Below are 15,054 nucleotides of genomic sequence, written 5' to 3'. Positions count from 1 at the left end.
GAGATTTCGCGCTCAGCGACAGCTCACGGCCGCCCGGTCCCGTGAACTGTCGCACAGCCCGAAACGTGACCACGACCGGACCGGAGGCGCGGCGCCAGCCCGCGCCGCGCCTCCAGTCCGACCGGCCGCGGCCTACGCCCGCGCCAGCATCCCGAGCGTGTCGACCACGCGGTTCGAGAAGCCCCACTCGTTGTCGTACCAGGCGACGACCTTCACGTGCCGGCCCTCGTCGACGCGGGTGAGCAGCGAGTCGAAGATGCTCGACTCCGGCCGCCCGGTGATGTCCGTCGACACGAGCGGGTCCACCGTGAACGCCAGGACCCCGGCGAGCGGACCGGCAGCCGCGGCGCGGTATGCCTCGTTCACCTCGTCCACGGTCACGTCCCGCGACACGACGGTGTTCAGCTCGACGATCGACCCGACGGGCACCGGCACGCGGATGGCGTCACCGGACAGCTTGCCCTCCAGGCGGGGCAGCACCAGCCCGATGGCCTTGGCAGCCCCGGTCGTCGTCGGCACGATGTTCACGCCGGCAGCGCGGGCCCGACGCAGATCACGGTGCGGCCCGTCCTGCAGGTTCTGCTCCTGCGTGTACGCGTGCACGGTGGTCATGAACCCGTGTTCGATCCCCGCCAGGTCGTCGAGCACCGACGCCAGGGGTGCGAGCGCGTTGGTCGTGCACGATGCGTTCGAGATCACCGTGTGCACGGCCGGGTTGAACGTGTCCGAGTTCACGCCGTACGCGATGGTGGCGTCCGCTCCGGTGGCCGGCGCACTGATGAGGACCCGTCGGGCGCCGGCGGTCAGGTGCCCGGCTGCCGCGTCGCGTGCGGTGAAGCGTCCGGTGGACTCGAGGACGACCTCGACGCCGAGTTCGGCCCAGGGCAGGTCCGCCGGCGACGTCGATGCGAGCACGCGGACGCGGCGGCCGTCGATGACGAGCGTGTCGCCGTCGACCTCGACGGTGCCGTCGAACGGCCCGAGGGCGGAGTCGTAGCGGAACAGGTGCGCGAGTGTGTCGGGGGCGGTCAGGTCGTTCACGGCGACGACCTCGAGGTCGTCACCGCCCCGTGCGAGCAGGGCGCGGAGCGTGTTGCGGCCGATGCGGCCGAAGCCGTTGATGGCGATGCGGGTCATGTGGAGTTCCTTTCGTTCCGTGGTCCATGCTCACGGGCCGGGAGGCACGGCTCCAGTGGCAGGGAAGCCAGCGTCCGAAAGGATGTCGCCACCACCGCCGCGTCGGCGCGGTCAGTCCTGGAACGTCCGGCGGTACTCGGTGGGCGAGGTCCCGAGGATCCGCCGGAAGTGCGTCCGCAGGTTCGCGTCGGAACCGAGGCCCGCTCGTTCGGCCACCTGGTCGACGCCGAGGTCGGACTGCTCCAGGAGCTCCCGGGCGAGGTCGACGCGCGCCCGCAGCACCCACTGCATCGGCGTGTACCCGGTGTCCTCCACGAACCGGCGTGAGAACGTCCGGGTCGACACCGTGGCATTGCGCGCGAGCGCTTCGAGCGTGAGCGGCTCGGCGAGGTGCCGGAGCGCCCACTCCCGGGTGTCGGCGAACACGTCGCCGAGCGGTTCGGGCACGCTCCGCGGCACGTACTGCGCCTGGCCGCCGCTGCGGTACGGGGCGCTGACGAGCCGTCGGGCGACGTGGTTCGACAGCGCCACGCCGTGGTCCTGTCGGACGATGTGCAGGCACAGGTCGATCCCGCTCGCGGCGCCGGCACTGGTCAGCACCGAGCCCGCGTCGACGAACAGCACGTCCTCGTCGACGTCCACCTCGGGGTACCGCTCACGGAGCACCCGCGTGTAGTGCCAGTGCGTCGTCGCGCGGCGGCCGTCGAGCAGCCCGGCTGCCGCGAGCGCGAACGCTCCGGTGGAGATCGCCGCGATGCGGACGCCGCGCTCGTGGGCCCGCGCGAGTGCCGCGACGACGTCGGCCGGCGGCGCCGAGTCCGACGGGCGGCGGTAGCCGGGCACGAAGACGGTCTCCGCCCAGTCCAGTGCCTCCAGCCCGTGGTCGACCGCGTAGGCCAACCCGTCGCCGCCGGTGATCCGACCGACCCGGGGGCCGCAGACCCGCACCTCGTAGGGCATGCTCGGCCGGTTCGAGAACACCTGCGCGGGGATCCCGACGTCGAGCGGTTTCGCGCCGTCGAGGACCAGGACCGCGACGCGGTGCAGTGGGGTCCGGGCCATACCGGCGACGCTAGCCGAACACGTCACCCTCGCGTTCTCCACAGATCTGTCAGCCCCCTCCCCTAGGATCAGCACACCACGTACGCTCCGTACGTGCCGTACTCACCGGAGGCCCTCGTGCCCATCGCAGCCGACTACCCCACGTACTCGCGTGCCCGCGAGCACTTCAAGGACATGCTCGACGCCACCGCGACCGGCCGCACCGTGACGGTCGCCCGCGACGGCGCCGTCTCCGCGATGCTGCCCGTCGACCGGCTTCGCGACTACTTCTTCCGGACCGTCTCCCCGCGGGTCAGTGTCTTCCGCGAGGCCGGCGCGGTCATCGCCCTCATGGAGGGGCGCCCGTTCGTCGCCCAGGGAACGGACGTCGACGACGCACTCGACGACCTCGCCCTGTCGCTGCGGGAGTACGCGGTCGACTGGGAAGACCGTCTCCAGCACGCCCCGAACCACCACGACGCGTGGGCGCTCGTCCAGCTGGTCAAGCTGTCCACGGACGCCGAACTGCGCGACTGGTTGGAGCGCGGCGGTGAGTAGCCCGAGGCACCCTGCTCCGAACCGCGAGCACCACGACACGTTCTGCACGACCGAGCGCTGGACACTGGTGCGCGGCGCCACCGGTCAGCCCGTCCGGCACCATCGCACCTACGAGCTCGTGCTCTGGGACGCACGCGTCCTGCGCACCCGGATCTCGAAGCCCGTCGACCGGTCGACCTACGGTGCGCGCATGTGGGCGCACGTCCTGCGCCACCAGCTGCAGGTCGATGCACCGGCCTTCTGGCGCTGCGTCGACGACGGCACGCTGCCGGACCGGGGCAGCCCCGTGCACCAGGCGCCCGCGAACGCCCTCCCGCTGTACCTCGTGCGGGCACTCCACGACCTCGGTGTGCCCGAGTCGGAGATCCTCGATCTCGGACCCGCCGGCGCTGCCGAACTCCACGCCGAGCTCCTGCGCCGGGCGGCCGAGCCGTCCTGACCGTCAGGCGTCGCGGACGGCCAGCACCCGGTGCGGCGATGCCCGTTCCGCTCGCCACCCGCTCGGCAACGAGTCCCGCAGTTCCGCCAGCGTGAAGGACCGGCGGATCGACCGCAGGCCGTCGACCCGGACGAAGGTCCCCGCGGACACCAGCGGCGACGCCAGCGCGTACGCCCGGTAGGCCTCGCGTGACCGACGGATGTCCGAGTGCACGCTGCGACCCGACGCGAGCGCCTCCGAGTCCGCCAGGAACCCGTTCCGCTCGTCGTCGCCCAGGTGGTGCAGGACGTGGTTCGACACCACGACGTCGAACCGCTCGCCCGCCGTCACCAGGTCACCGCTCGACTGCTGCCGGAAGGTGACACCCCGCGGTGCCCGTCGGTTCGCCGCGTCGATCGCCCGCGGGTCCGGGTCGACCCCGACGACCTCGACGTCGAACCCGTCGCTCGCCGCCCACCGCACGACGGCCCGGGCCAGGTCGCCGCCGCCGCACCCGAGGTCGAGGACCCGGGCGCGGCCGTGCACCGGCAGAGCCGGTACGACGTGGGTCCGCCACGCCGAACGCCAGCCGCTCACCAGGGCGTTGACGAGCGCGAAGCGCCGGAAGGTCCGCGCGAGCGCGCGCGGGTCGCAGTCCGGGTCGTCCATGAGTTCGGTCAGGTCGACCGCGCGCGTGCGCAGGTCGAGGACCGGGAGGCCCGTGGAGCCGCCGTCGGGACGGCTCACGTGCGCACCATGGTCAGTCGCGCACTCTCGACCGTGAGACCGGGGCCGAAGGCGAGCGCCACGACGGCAGCACCGTCCGGGATCCCGGCGTCGAGGGCCTCGCGGAGCACGAACAGCACGGTCGCGCTCGACATGTTCCCGTGGTCGCGCAGCACCGTCCGGCTCGCCGCGATCGCCGTGTCCGGCAGGTCGAGCGCCTGCTGCGTGCGGTCGAGGATCGCGCGGCCACCGGGGTGCACGGCCCACACCGGCACGTCGGCGGCGGGACCGTCGAGCAGCGACGCGACGGCTTCGGCGACGCTCGTGCCGACGAGCTTGGGCACGGCGGTGCTCAGGACCATCTCGAAGCCCTCGTCGCCGATGTTCCAGGCCATCTCGCCGGCGCTCTCGGGCACGACGGCGGTGGCGAACGCGTCGAGGCGCAGGCCGGGGCCGTCGGCGGTGACCACGACGGCGGCGGCACCGTCCCCGAAGACGCTGTTCGCGACGATCTGGTCCGGGTCGTCGCTCGCGCGGACGTGCAGGGTGCAGAGCTCGGCGCAGACGACCAGCACGACCGCGGCCGGGTCGGCCTCGGCGAACGCGGCCGCGATCCGGAGCGCCGGGAACGCCGCGCAGCACCCCATGAACCCGATGTGGTGGCGGAAGACGTCACGGCGCAGGCGGAGCTCGGTCACGATGTCCAGGTCCGGGCCGGGCTGCGTGAAGCCGGTGCACGACACCGTGACGACGTGCGTGACCGCGGCCGCGTCGACGTCTGCGCGGGCCAACGCGTCACGAGCAGCCTCGACGAAGAGCGGCGGCGCGAGCTCGCGGTAGCGGTCGTTGCGGGTGCCCGTCGAGGGCGAGTGCAGCGCGCCGTCCGTGTCGCGGAACGCGCCCGCTGGACGGCTCCGGTCGAGTTCGGCCAGCACGGTGTGCCGGTGCTCGACCGCCGAGGCGTCGAAGGCTGCGGGGACGAGCCGCCGGCCGAGACGACCGAGCTCGGGCTGCGCAGCGAAGAGGTCTCGCACGGCAGCCTGCTCGAGCGTCGTCTCCGGGACGGCGGTTCCGATGGCGCGGATCGTTGCGGACACGACTCATCCTGTCACCGGGTCGCTGACGCGTCCCCAGGTTCTCCCACACCGCGGAACGGACACAGCACCGTGGTTTCCCACGGTGCTGTGTCCGGAACCTGGTTCCGCGGAACGGAACTGCACGGAACGGCGACTACGCCTGCTGCGCGCGCTCCAGCACCAGCTCACGGACGCGGGCGGCGTCCGCCTGGCCCTTCATGGCCTTCATGACGGCACCGATGATGGCGCCGGCGGCCTGGACCTTGCCGTCCTTGATCTTCGCGAGCACGTCCGGCTGGCCGGCGAGTGCCTCGTCGACCGCGGCGGTGAGCGCCGAGTCGTCGGACACGACCTTGAGCCCACGGGCCTCGACGACCTGGGCCGGCGAGCCCTCGCCGGCGATGACGCCCTCGAGCACCTGGCGTGCCAGGCGGTCGGTCAGGTCGCCGGACTCGACGAGCGCGATGACCTCGGCGACGTGCTGCGGCGACACGAGGTCGCCGGGCTCGGCGTCCTGCGCGTTCGCGACACGGCTGATCTCGCCGGTCCACCACTTGCGGGCCGCCTGCGGCGCAGCGCCGGCGGCGACGGTGCCCTCGACCTGGTCGAGCAGCCCACCGTTCACGACGTCCTGGAACTCCAGGTCGGCGAAGCCCCAGTCGCCCTTGAGGCGACGGCGGCGAGCCACCGGTGCCTCGGGCAGGGACGCACGGAGCTCCTCGACGACCGCGGGGTCCGGCACGACCGGCAGCAGGTCGGGCTCGGGGAAGTAGCGGTAGTCGTCGGCGTCCGACTTCGGACGGCCGGCCGAGGTCCGGCCGGTGTCCTCGTGCCAGTGGCGGGTCTCCTGCGTGATCGAGCCGCCGTCGGCCAGGATCGCGGCCTGGCGCTGGATCTCGTAGCGGATCGCACGCTCGACGGCACGGAACGAGTTGACGTTCTTCGTCTCGGTGCGGGTGCCGAGCTTCTCCTGGCCACGGGGGCGCAGCGAGATGTTGGCGTCGCAGCGCAGGTTGCCACGCTCCATGCGGGCTTCGGAGACACCGAGTGCGCGCACGAGGTCGCGGATGACCTGCACGTACGCGGCACCGAGCTCGGGGGCACGGTGCTCGGCACCGAAGATCGGCTTCGTGACGATCTCGACGAGCGGCACACCGGCGCGGTTGTAGTCGACGAGCGAGTACTCGGCACCCTGGATGCGGCCGGTGGCACCACCGACGTGCGTCAGCTTGCCGGCGTCCTCTTCCATGTGGGCGCGTTCGATCGGGATGTTGAAGATCGTGCCGTCGGCCAGTTCGACCTCGACCTCGCCCTCGAACGCGATCGGCTCGTCGAACTGCGAGACCTGGTAGTTCTTGGGGTTGTCCGGGTAGAAGTAGTTCTTCCGGGCGAACCGCGACGACTCGGCGATCGAGCAGCCGAGCGCAAGGCCGAGCTGGATCGAGTACCGGACGGCCTGCGCGTTGACGACGGGCAGCGACCCGGGCAGGCCGAGGTCGACCGGCGTCACGTTCGTGTTCGGCTCGCCACCGAAGAAGTTCGGCGCGTCCGAGAACATCTTGGTCTTCGTCGCGAGTTCGACGTGCACCTCGAAGCCGAGCACCGGCTCGTAGCGCTCCAGTGCCTCGTCGAAGTCCATGAGCGCGTCCTTCTGCGCCATCAGATCACACCTTCCTGCGCAGCCGACTGCTGACTCTGGTCGAGGTCCGGGATCCGGTCGATGAGCGGGGCTCCCCACTGCTGTTCGAGCAGACGCTCGAGCGCCGCACCGTAGCGGTACAGGCGGGCGTCCTCGCGCTGCGGGGCCATCAGCTGGACGCCGACGGGCAGGCCGTCCTCGGGTGCGAGGCCGTTCGGGATGCTCATGCCGGGCACGCCCGCCAGGTTCGCCGGGATCGTGGTGAGGTCGTTGAGGTACATCGCGAGCGGGTCGTCGATGCGCTCACCGATCGGGAACGCGGTCGTCGGGGCCGACGGGCTGATGAGCAGGTCGACCTGGTCGAACGCGGCCTGGAAGTCGCGCTGCACGAGCGTGCGGACCTTCTGCGCCGAGCCGTAGTAGGCGTCGTAGTACCCGGCGCTCAGGGCGTAGGTGCCGAGGATGATGCGACGCTTCACCTCGGGACCGAACCCGGCTTCGCGCGTGGCGGCCATGACGTCCTCGACCGTCGCACCGTTCTCCGGCGTGACGCGCAGGCCGAAGCGCACCGAGTCGAACTTCGCCAGGTTCGACGAGGCCTCGGCCGGCAGGATCAGGTAGTAGGCGCTGATCGCGTAGGCGAAGGACGGGGCGTCGATCTCGACGACGACCGCACCGGCCGACTCGAGCAGCGCGACGGTCTCCTGGAAGCGCTGCGTGACGCCGGCCTGGAAGCCGTCGCCACCGGCGAGCTCCTTCACCACGCCGACGCGCAGGCCGCGCAGCGTGTCCGCCTGCAGTCCTTCGCGGGCGGCGGCGGCCATCGAGGGCCAGGCGTCGGGGATCGAGGTGGAGTCGCGCGGGTCGTGCCCGCCGATGACGTCGTGCAGGAGCGCGGCGTCGAGGACGGTGCGGGCGACCGGGCCGATCTGGTCGAGGCTGGACGCCAGGGCGATCGCGCCGTAGCGGCTGACCCCGCCGTAGGTCGGCTTCACACCGACGGTGCCGGTGACCGCGCCGGGCTGACGGATCGAGCCGCCGGTGTCGGAGCCGAGGGCGATGGGTGCCTCGTGCGCGGCGACGGCAGCGGCCGAGCCACCGCCGGACCCGCCGGGGATGCGGTCGAGGTCCCACGGGTTGTGGGTCGGTCCGTACGCCGAGAACTCGGTGGTCGAGCCCATCGCGAACTCGTCCATGTTGGTCTTGCCGAGCGGCACGAGGCCGGCGGCGCGGAGCTTCGCGACCGGGGTGGCGTCGTACGGCGGCATCCAGCCTTCGAGGATCTTCGAGCCCGAGGTGGTCGGCATGTCCTGCGTGCACAGGACGTCCTTGATCGCGATCGGGACACCGGCGAGGGGCCCGAGGTCGTCGCCGGCCGAGCGACGCGAGTCGATCGACTTCGCGACGGCGATGGCGTTCTGGTTGACGTGCAGGAAGGCGTGCACGTCGCCGTCGACGGCGGCGATGCGGTCGAGGTGGGCCTGCGTGGCCTCGACGCTCGAGACGTCGCGCGCCACGAGGGCGTCGGCGAGCGCCGCGGCGCTCATCCGCGTGATGTCGGTCACTGTTCTTCTCCCAGGATGGCGGTCACTCGGAACCGTTCGCCGTCGGAGTCCGGCGCTCCGGAGAGCGCCTGCTCCTGCGTCAGCGTCTGGCCGACGACGTCGGGTCGGGTGACGTTGCCGAGCGGCACGGGGTGGCTCGTCAGCGGGACGTCGTCGGTCGCGACCTCGGCGACCTTGGCGACGCTCTCGACGATGTGCGACAGCTCCCCGGTCAGCTTCTCGATCTCGTCGGGCGTGAGTGCGATACGTGCGAGGTTCGCCAGGTGCGCGACCTGCTCGCTCGTGATGTCAGGCATGGTGCTCCGTCGATCGGTTCGTGGACGTCCGACAGTCTATTGGCTGCGGTCGATCACGCAGGCGCGGCTGTGGACGGCTGCCTGGAGGCCCGTCACCGGTCCGGCGGACCGGTGACGGGCCTCCAGGCGGCGTGGACCCGAGCCGTCACTTCCCGTTCTGGTCACCCGCTGCCGGAGCCGCCGTGGCGGCGGGCGCCGCCGGTTCCGCCGGTGCCGCAGGAGCAGCCGGTGCAGCGGGTGCAGCGGTCTGCGTCGGCGTGGTCGGCGTCGACTGGTCGGCCGGCGACGCACCGGATCCCGACGACGCCGAGGACTGCGACTGCGACGACTGCGACGAGTGGCTCGCCTGCCCGATCATCGCCTGGCTCGGCGTGGGCAGGGCGTCCCCGCCGACCGTCTGGTCCAGGTACGCCATCATCGACTTCCCGACCCCGAACTTCGCGCTGTACCCGGTGGTGCCCTGCAGGAACGGCCAGTTCGCCAGGCTCACGCTCCCCTGCACGTTCCCGATCCAGGTGGCGTTCGTGTACTTCGTCGACGACGCGACGAGCCAGTTCTGCACGTCGCCGTCGGTGGTGCCGGTCTTCGCGAACTTCGGCACGCTGTCGCCGGGGTTCGCACTGGCGGCGGTGCCGGAGCCCGACAGCACGCCCTGGAGCGCGTAGTCGACGGTGCCGGCGACGTCCGCCGAGACCCCCTGCGTGCAGGACGACGGCGTCGGGGTGATCTTCGTGCCGTCGGACTCGGTGACCGAGTCGATCGCGGTCGGCGTGCAGACGACGCCGCCGTTCGCGAAGCCGGCGTAGGCCTCGGCCAGGTCGATCGGCGACAGCTCGTTGACGCCGAGGATCGACGAGGGGGTCTGCCCGAGGGCACCGCCGTCGGCGCGGTGGATCCCCATCGACTGCGCGAGCTGCGCGATCTTGCAGAGGTCGAGCTGCTTGCCCATCGCGCCGAAGGCGGTGTTGATCGACTCGACGGTGGCGGCCTGCACGGTCATCGACGCCGGCACGGACTCGGCGTTCGCGACCGGCCACGTCCCGCCGCTGACGTTCTGGCAGGAGTTCGTGAACTCCGAGTTCTGGAACGTGTGCTCGGTGGTCGACACCGACTCGGAGAGCGTGTGGCCGGTCGCGAGCCACTCGGCCAGGGTGAACACCTTGTAGGTGGAGCCGGTCTGGAACCCGCCGGAGTTGCCGTAGCCGGAGTCCGCGCTGTAGTCCACCGCGGTCGACCCCGCTGCGGCGTTGTCGCCCTGCGTGTACGACGTGTTCTGCACCATCGACATGATGCGTCCGGTGCCGGGCTCGACGGTGACGTTGGAACCGCCGACGTCGACGCCCGCCATCGTGGCGGGCACGTAGGTCGACAGTGCGGTCTGCGCCTGGCCCTGCAGGTCGAGGTCGAGCGAGGTGTGGATCTGCAGGCCCTTGGTGTCGAGCGTCGCGATGCGCGCCGCGGCGGTCTTGCCGAACGCCGGGTCCTGCAGCACCTGGTCGCGGACGTAGTCGCAGAAGTAGCCGGCGTCGTAGTTCGTCGCCGCGGTCGAGCAGCCGTTCGCGGTCTCGGTGATCTTCGGCGTGACCGGGGTCGCGATGGCCTTCGTCATCTCGGCCTTCGTGATCGACCCGTGCGCCTGCATGCGGCGGAGGACGTAGTCGCGTCGTTCCTTGGTGAGCGCGTAGCCGTTCGCCTGCCCGTTCGCCTTGTCACCGGGCACGTCGATGCGCAGGTTCGAGGGGTTGTTGAGGATCGCCACGAGCGTGGCCGACTGCACGAGCGACAGGTCCTTCGCGTGCACGCCGAAGTAGTACTCGGCACCGGCCTCGGCGCCGTACACCCGACCGCCGAGCCCGACGATGTTCAGGTACCCGGTCAGGATGTCGTCCTTCGAGTACTTCTTGTTCACCGCGATCGCGTACCGCATCTCCTGCAGCTTCCGCTGCGGGGTGACGCCGGCTGCGTCCTCGTAGCAGGCCTCCACCTTCTTCGCCGTGGCGGCCTGGTCCTTGCCGGTGAGCTCCTCGCACTGCTGCACGAGGACGTTCTTGACGTACTGCTGCGTGATGCTCGATCCGCCCTGGACGTCGCCGCCGACGACGGTCGCGGCGACTCCGCGCAGCGTGCCGAGGACGTCGATGCCGCCCTCGTCGTAGTAGCGGGGGTCCTCGGTGTCGATGGCGGCCTGCTTGAGCGTGTCCGCCATCTGGTCGGCCGCGACGTTCGTCCGGTTCTCGGCGTAGAACGACGCGATCTTGACCTGCTTGCCGCCCTTCGTCGCGTACACCGACGACACCTGCTGCGGCGTCTGCACGTCGAGGTAACTCGGCAGGTCCTCGAAGAACGCGACCGCACCCGAGGTGCCCTCACCCGCGACGGCGACCGCGGGCGTCACCGCGACGGCGACGAGCATGCCGGCGAGCACGGACATCACCACGAACATCAGGAGAGCACCAGGCCATCGCACCACACGCATGCCCCGAACCGTAGGGAGGCGGGCTGTACTGGTTCTGCCGTGGAACCGACTGAGGCTGCGCCGTCGCTCAGGTTGCCGCTCAGGCAACACCTGTCGCGGGTCGCGATCCGCGCGGGGTCGCGGATCCGGCCGGGAGGCCCGGTGCGGCCCCGGCACGTCGGCCGCCGGTCACGATCCGGTCACGCCCAGGGCCTCGCCCCGTCAGTCGCGGGGCTGCAGGTCCTGCGGACGGACCAGGTACATGTCGACCGACGCACCGACGACACCGTCGTCACCGGTGCTGCCGCGTCGGACCTGCTCGCGGACGAGGTCACCGCGGCCGATCCCGATCAGGGCGACGTCGTGCAGCGATGCGGTCCCCGGCTTGAGGTAGTCGTTGTGCCCGACCGGACGACGGAACAGGTCGCCGGCGGCCAGCGCGTCGGCACCGCCGGCCAGGTTCATCACGGTGGCGCCGAACGACGAACCGCCCGGGTCCGTGCCGTAGTACCCGGACCCGGCGATCGGGTCGCTGTGCGCGACACCGACGAACACCTCGTCCGAGGCGACGTCCAGGTCCGCCGCCGACCGGACGTCACTGCCCGGTGACCCGAGCACGGTGAGGGTGTCGGCGCTCATCCGTCCGGAGGCGAGCGCCATGAGCGCCGTCGTCGACCCGTACGAGTGCGCCACGATGTTCAGCCGGGGCTGGTCGCCGTCGCGGATCTGCCGCAGGCCGTCGACGGTGCGCTCGAGTCGCTGCGCCCCGGAGTCGGCGAGGCTGAGCGACATGATGTTCGACAGGTCGGGCGTGCGGTAGCCCATCCACGCAACGACGGCGACGCCCGTCCCGTCGCCGGAGCCACCGGCCGCCAGCGGCGCGAGGGTCGCTTGTTCGCTCGCCAGGTCGTTGGCGGTGTTCGTGAAGTCGGCCATCTGCCCGGTCACGGTGAAGAACATCCCGGGGACGATGACGGTGACGTCCGCCGCGGTGTCGAGGTCACCGATGCTGATCGCCGCTCGCCCCGCCGCTCGGGTGTCGAGCGTGATGAGGAACCGCTGCGGGTCACCGGGTTCGCGCCGCAACGAGTCCCGCACCTGTCCGAGCATCGCGGCGTGCGCGGCTCCGGTGTCGGGGTCGGCGAGTCCCGTGGTCAGGGTCGACCGGTTCGCGCGGTCGCGGACGGCGTACGGCACGCCCTCGAGGTTGCCGATGATCGACGGCGCGTGGACCAGGAGCGTGCCCTGTTCGTCGGCGCCGAGTCCCGCCCACCACTGCGCGACGACGGCCGCCGCGGGCGGGTCGTCCTGCGCGGTCGCCACGACACGGCGGTCGTCGGCGGCGCGGCGCAGGTCACCGGCGCCGAGGACCCCGAGGTCGTCGAGGAACGCCCGACCGTGCGCGTCGGCGACGGTGTCGACGTCGATCTGTCCCCCGGTCATGACCGGCTGGGGCACCGCGTGGCGCTCGGAGACGAGCGCGACCGTCACGGTGGCCGTGGCGGCATGGGTCGAAGGCGCGACGGGGGCCTCGATCACTCCGAGCGAGTGCATCGAGGCGGTGAGCAGAGCCGCGGCGATGAGCAGCAATCGGGTCTCCCCCTGGAAGGCCGTCCCGCCGTCTCCCTGCAGACGACGGGTGATGCTCTGTCGAGTGTAAGGAGAATGCCCGAGGATCGGTCATGCGCGATGCAACTTGTCCCCCGAACTGGGTGCGTCGCACGGCGCGCCGCAGTGTGCGGCCACATCGCGGTCGTGCTCGTCGCCCCGGCTCAGCCCTCGGGCGCGGGCACCTCTGGCTCGGGGAGCGCGCTCGGCCCCTCGGTCACGAGCAGGTGGAACTGCTCGGCGTCGATGATCCGGAGCCCCAGCTGCTCGGCCTTCGTGAGCTTCGACCCGGCCCCGGGGCCCGCGGCCACGAAGTCGGTCTTCTTGCTGACGCTCGACGCCGCCTTGCCGCCGGCGGTGATGATCGCCTCGAGCGCGCCCTCTCGCGTATACCCCTCGAGGGACCCGGTCGCCACGACCGTGACGCCGCTCAGGACACCGCCCTCGATCGCCGCGCCCCCGGGGCCGGGGTGGTCCGGCGTGGTGAACTGCACGCCCGCCGACGTCCAGCGGTCGATGATCTCGCGGTGCCAGTCGACCTCGAACCACGCGAGCAGGGCGTCGGCGATGATCCCGCCGACCCCGTCGACCGCCGCCAGTTCCTCGCGCGAGGCGCTGCGGATCCGGTCGAGCGACCCGAAGTGGTTCGCGAGCGCCCGCGCCGCGACCGGTCCGACGTGGCGGATGCTCAGCCCGACCATGATGCGCCAGAGCGGCTTCGTCTTCGCCGCGTCGATGTTCGCGAGCATCTCGAACGCGTTCTTCGACGGGTAGCGGCTCGGCTCACCGGTGTAGTCGGCCCCACGGGCGTCGGCGTCGAACGGCGGGTCGGTCTTCTTGCGCGCCCGGCTGAACGGGGTCACGCGCTTCGGGGCACCGGCGTCGTCGACCTTCTCCATGCCGGTCTCGGCGTCGCGGACGATCACCTCGATCGGGACGATGTCCTGCATCGTCAGGTCGAACAGCCCGGCCTCGGTCACGAGCGGCGGGGTCTCCGGGTGCATCGGTTGCGTGAGCGCTGCGGCTGCGACCTCGCCGAGGCCCTCGATGTCGAGCGAACCGCGCGATGCGATGTGCTCGACACGACCGCGGACCTGCGCGGGGCAGCTCTTCGCGTTCGGGCAGCGGAGGTCGATGTCGCCTTCCTTCGCGGGGGCGAGCTCGGTGCCGCACTCCGGGCAGTGCGTCGGCATCACGAACTCGCGCTCCGTGCCGTCGCGCAGGTCGACGACCGGCCCCAGGACCTCGGGGATGACGTCGCCGGCCTTCCGCAGCACGACGGTGTCGCCGATCAGGACGCCCTTCGCCTTGACCACCTGCTGGTTGTGCAGGGTGGCCTGGCGGACGACCGACCCGGCGACCTCGGCCGGGGCCATCACCGCGAACGGAGTCGCACGCCCGGTCCGCCCGACGCTGACGACGATGTCGACGAGCTTGGTGTGGACTTCTTCCGGCGGGTACTTGTACGCGATCGCCCACCGGGGTGCACGAGACGTCGAGCCGAGTTCTTCGTGGAGGGCGAGGTCGTCGACCTTGATGACGACGCCGTCGATCTGGTGCTCGACCGAGGCGCGGCGGTCACCCGTGGAGCGGACGAAGGCGTTCACCTCGTCGATGGTGTCGAAGACCCGGTAGTGGCTGCTCGTCGGCAGGCCCCAGGTCTCGAGCAACTCGTAGACCTCGGACTGCGAGCGGACGTCGGTCTCCTGCTCGAGCTCGCGCACGGGCCACGCGCCGATGCCGTGCACGAGCATCCGCAAGCGCCGGAGCCGGTCGACCATGAGTGCGCGCTTCGCCTCGGACTTGCCCTCTTCCTTCTGGCGGAGGGACCCGGCGGCGGCGTTGCGCGGGTTGGCGAAGACGCGCTCCCCCGCCTCGCGCTGGTTCGCGTTGAGCTCGTCGAACTCGGCGACCGGGAAGAAGATCTCGCCGCGGACCTCGACCAGCGGCGGGTGGCCCGTCCCCGACAGCCGGTCCGGGATCGTGCCCATCGTCCGGACGTTGCCGGTGACGTCCTCGCCCACGACACCGTCACCACGGGTCGCCGCCGACACCAACCGGCCGTGCTCGTAGCGCAGGTTGATCGCGAGGCCGTCGATCTTCAGCTCGGTCAGGAACCGGACACGCTCGGCACCGGCGTCGCGCTGCACCTTGACGGCCCACTCGGTGAGCTCGTCCGGGCTGAACACGTTGTCGAGCGAGAGCATCCGCTCGGCGTGCTCGACCGGCGCGAACTGCGTGGTCTGCGCCTGCCCCCCGACGGTCTGGGTCGGGCTGTCCTCGGTCAGGAGCTCCGGGAACCGCTGCTCGATCGCGGCGAGCCGTCGGACCAGCACGTCGTAGTCGGCATCGGCTTCCGGTGATCCGTTGTCGCCCTGGTAGTACGCCTGTCGCAGCTCGTTGATGCGGGCCCGCAGCCGGTCGACCTCGCGCCCAGCCTGGGCGGCGTCGAGCCCGTCGGGGTCGATGGTCTCGAACGTGGCGTCGGTCTCGCTCATGCCATCAGTTCTACCGTGTGCCACCGACGGCGCGTGC

At 71.5% G+C, this 15,054-nt stretch carries 12 protein-coding genes; 2 read left to right on the top strand and 10 right to left on the bottom strand.

Annotated features, from left to right (window positions below; genetic code table 11):
- Positions 1 to 132: 132 nt before the first annotated feature.
- Both gap and EDF23_RS10475 read right to left on the bottom strand, forming a co-directional pair.
- Positions 133 to 1,137 (bottom strand): type I glyceraldehyde-3-phosphate dehydrogenase, encoded by a 1,005-nt coding sequence (gene gap / locus EDF23_RS10480; RefSeq protein WP_131921614.1) that lies wholly within the window; start codon positions 1,135 to 1,137, stop codon positions 133 to 135.
- 111 nt (positions 1,138 to 1,248) lie between these two features.
- On the bottom strand, positions 1,249 to 2,199 hold the full coding sequence (locus tag EDF23_RS10475; RefSeq protein ID WP_131921613.1) for a helix-turn-helix domain-containing protein: 951 nt from the start codon (positions 2,197 to 2,199) through the stop codon (positions 1,249 to 1,251).
- Positions 2,200 to 2,292: 93 nt separating this feature from the next.
- On the opposite strand from EDF23_RS10475, the gene EDF23_RS10470 reads away from it, so the two are divergent.
- Together EDF23_RS10470 and EDF23_RS10465 are read left to right on the top strand one after the other, a co-directional pair.
- On the top strand, positions 2,293 to 2,736 hold the full coding sequence (locus EDF23_RS10470) for a prevent-host-death protein (protein ID WP_131921612.1): 444 nt from the start codon (positions 2,293 to 2,295) through the stop codon (positions 2,734 to 2,736).
- Positions 2,729 to 3,175, top strand: a complete 447-nt coding sequence (locus EDF23_RS10465) for a cytotoxic translational repressor of toxin-antitoxin stability system (RefSeq protein WP_185094268.1) — start codon at positions 2,729 to 2,731, stop codon at positions 3,173 to 3,175. Before EDF23_RS10470 ends, EDF23_RS10465 begins: the two co-directional genes overlap by 8 nt.
- Before the next feature lie 3 nt (positions 3,176 to 3,178).
- Here the strand turns inward: EDF23_RS10465 and EDF23_RS10460 are convergent, their stop codons facing one another.
- From EDF23_RS10460 to ligA, 8 genes are all read right to left on the bottom strand, one after another.
- Entirely contained in the window at positions 3,179 to 3,901 is a 723-nt protein-coding gene (locus EDF23_RS10460) for a methyltransferase domain-containing protein (RefSeq protein ID WP_131921611.1), read from the bottom strand.
- On the bottom strand, positions 3,898 to 4,977 hold the full coding sequence (locus tag EDF23_RS10455) for a 3-oxoacyl-[acyl-carrier-protein] synthase III C-terminal domain-containing protein (RefSeq protein WP_131921610.1): 1,080 nt from the start codon (positions 4,975 to 4,977) through the stop codon (positions 3,898 to 3,900). Before EDF23_RS10455 ends, EDF23_RS10460 begins: the two co-directional genes overlap by 4 nt.
- A gap of 133 nt (positions 4,978 to 5,110) precedes the next feature.
- Positions 5,111 to 6,616, bottom strand: a complete 1,506-nt coding sequence (gene gatB, locus EDF23_RS10450) for an Asp-tRNA(Asn)/Glu-tRNA(Gln) amidotransferase subunit GatB (RefSeq protein ID WP_123340738.1) — start codon at positions 6,614 to 6,616, stop codon at positions 5,111 to 5,113.
- Complete coding sequence (gene gatA / locus EDF23_RS10445) at positions 6,616 to 8,160, bottom strand: Asp-tRNA(Asn)/Glu-tRNA(Gln) amidotransferase subunit GatA (protein WP_111085022.1); 1,545 nt, start codon at positions 8,158 to 8,160, stop codon at positions 6,616 to 6,618. The genes gatB and gatA overlap by 1 nt, the downstream gene beginning before the upstream one ends.
- Positions 8,157 to 8,456: an Asp-tRNA(Asn)/Glu-tRNA(Gln) amidotransferase subunit GatC gene (gatC, locus tag EDF23_RS10440; protein ID WP_111085021.1), complete on the bottom strand. Its 300-nt coding sequence runs from the start codon at positions 8,454 to 8,456 to the stop codon at positions 8,157 to 8,159. The genes gatA and gatC overlap by 4 nt, the downstream gene beginning before the upstream one ends.
- A 145-nt stretch (positions 8,457 to 8,601) precedes the next feature.
- Positions 8,602 to 10,932, bottom strand: coding sequence for a transglycosylase domain-containing protein (locus EDF23_RS10435; RefSeq protein ID WP_131921609.1), 2,331 nt, complete (start codon positions 10,930 to 10,932; stop codon positions 8,602 to 8,604).
- Positions 10,933 to 11,133: 201 nt separating this feature from the next.
- Positions 11,134 to 12,501: an alpha/beta hydrolase gene (locus EDF23_RS10430; RefSeq protein WP_131921608.1), complete on the bottom strand. Its 1,368-nt coding sequence runs from the start codon at positions 12,499 to 12,501 to the stop codon at positions 11,134 to 11,136.
- Positions 12,502 to 12,683: 182 nt separating this feature from the next.
- Positions 12,684 to 15,017 (bottom strand): NAD-dependent DNA ligase LigA, encoded by a 2,334-nt coding sequence (ligA, locus tag EDF23_RS10425; protein WP_131921607.1) that lies wholly within the window; start codon positions 15,015 to 15,017, stop codon positions 12,684 to 12,686.
- Between the last annotated feature and the right edge of the window lie 37 nt (positions 15,018 to 15,054).

This window comes from Curtobacterium sp. PhB128, from assembly GCF_004340725.1.
Classification (GTDB): Bacteria; Actinomycetota; Actinomycetes; order Actinomycetales; family Microbacteriaceae; genus Curtobacterium.
This window is presented reverse-complemented; position numbering and strand designations above follow the sequence as displayed.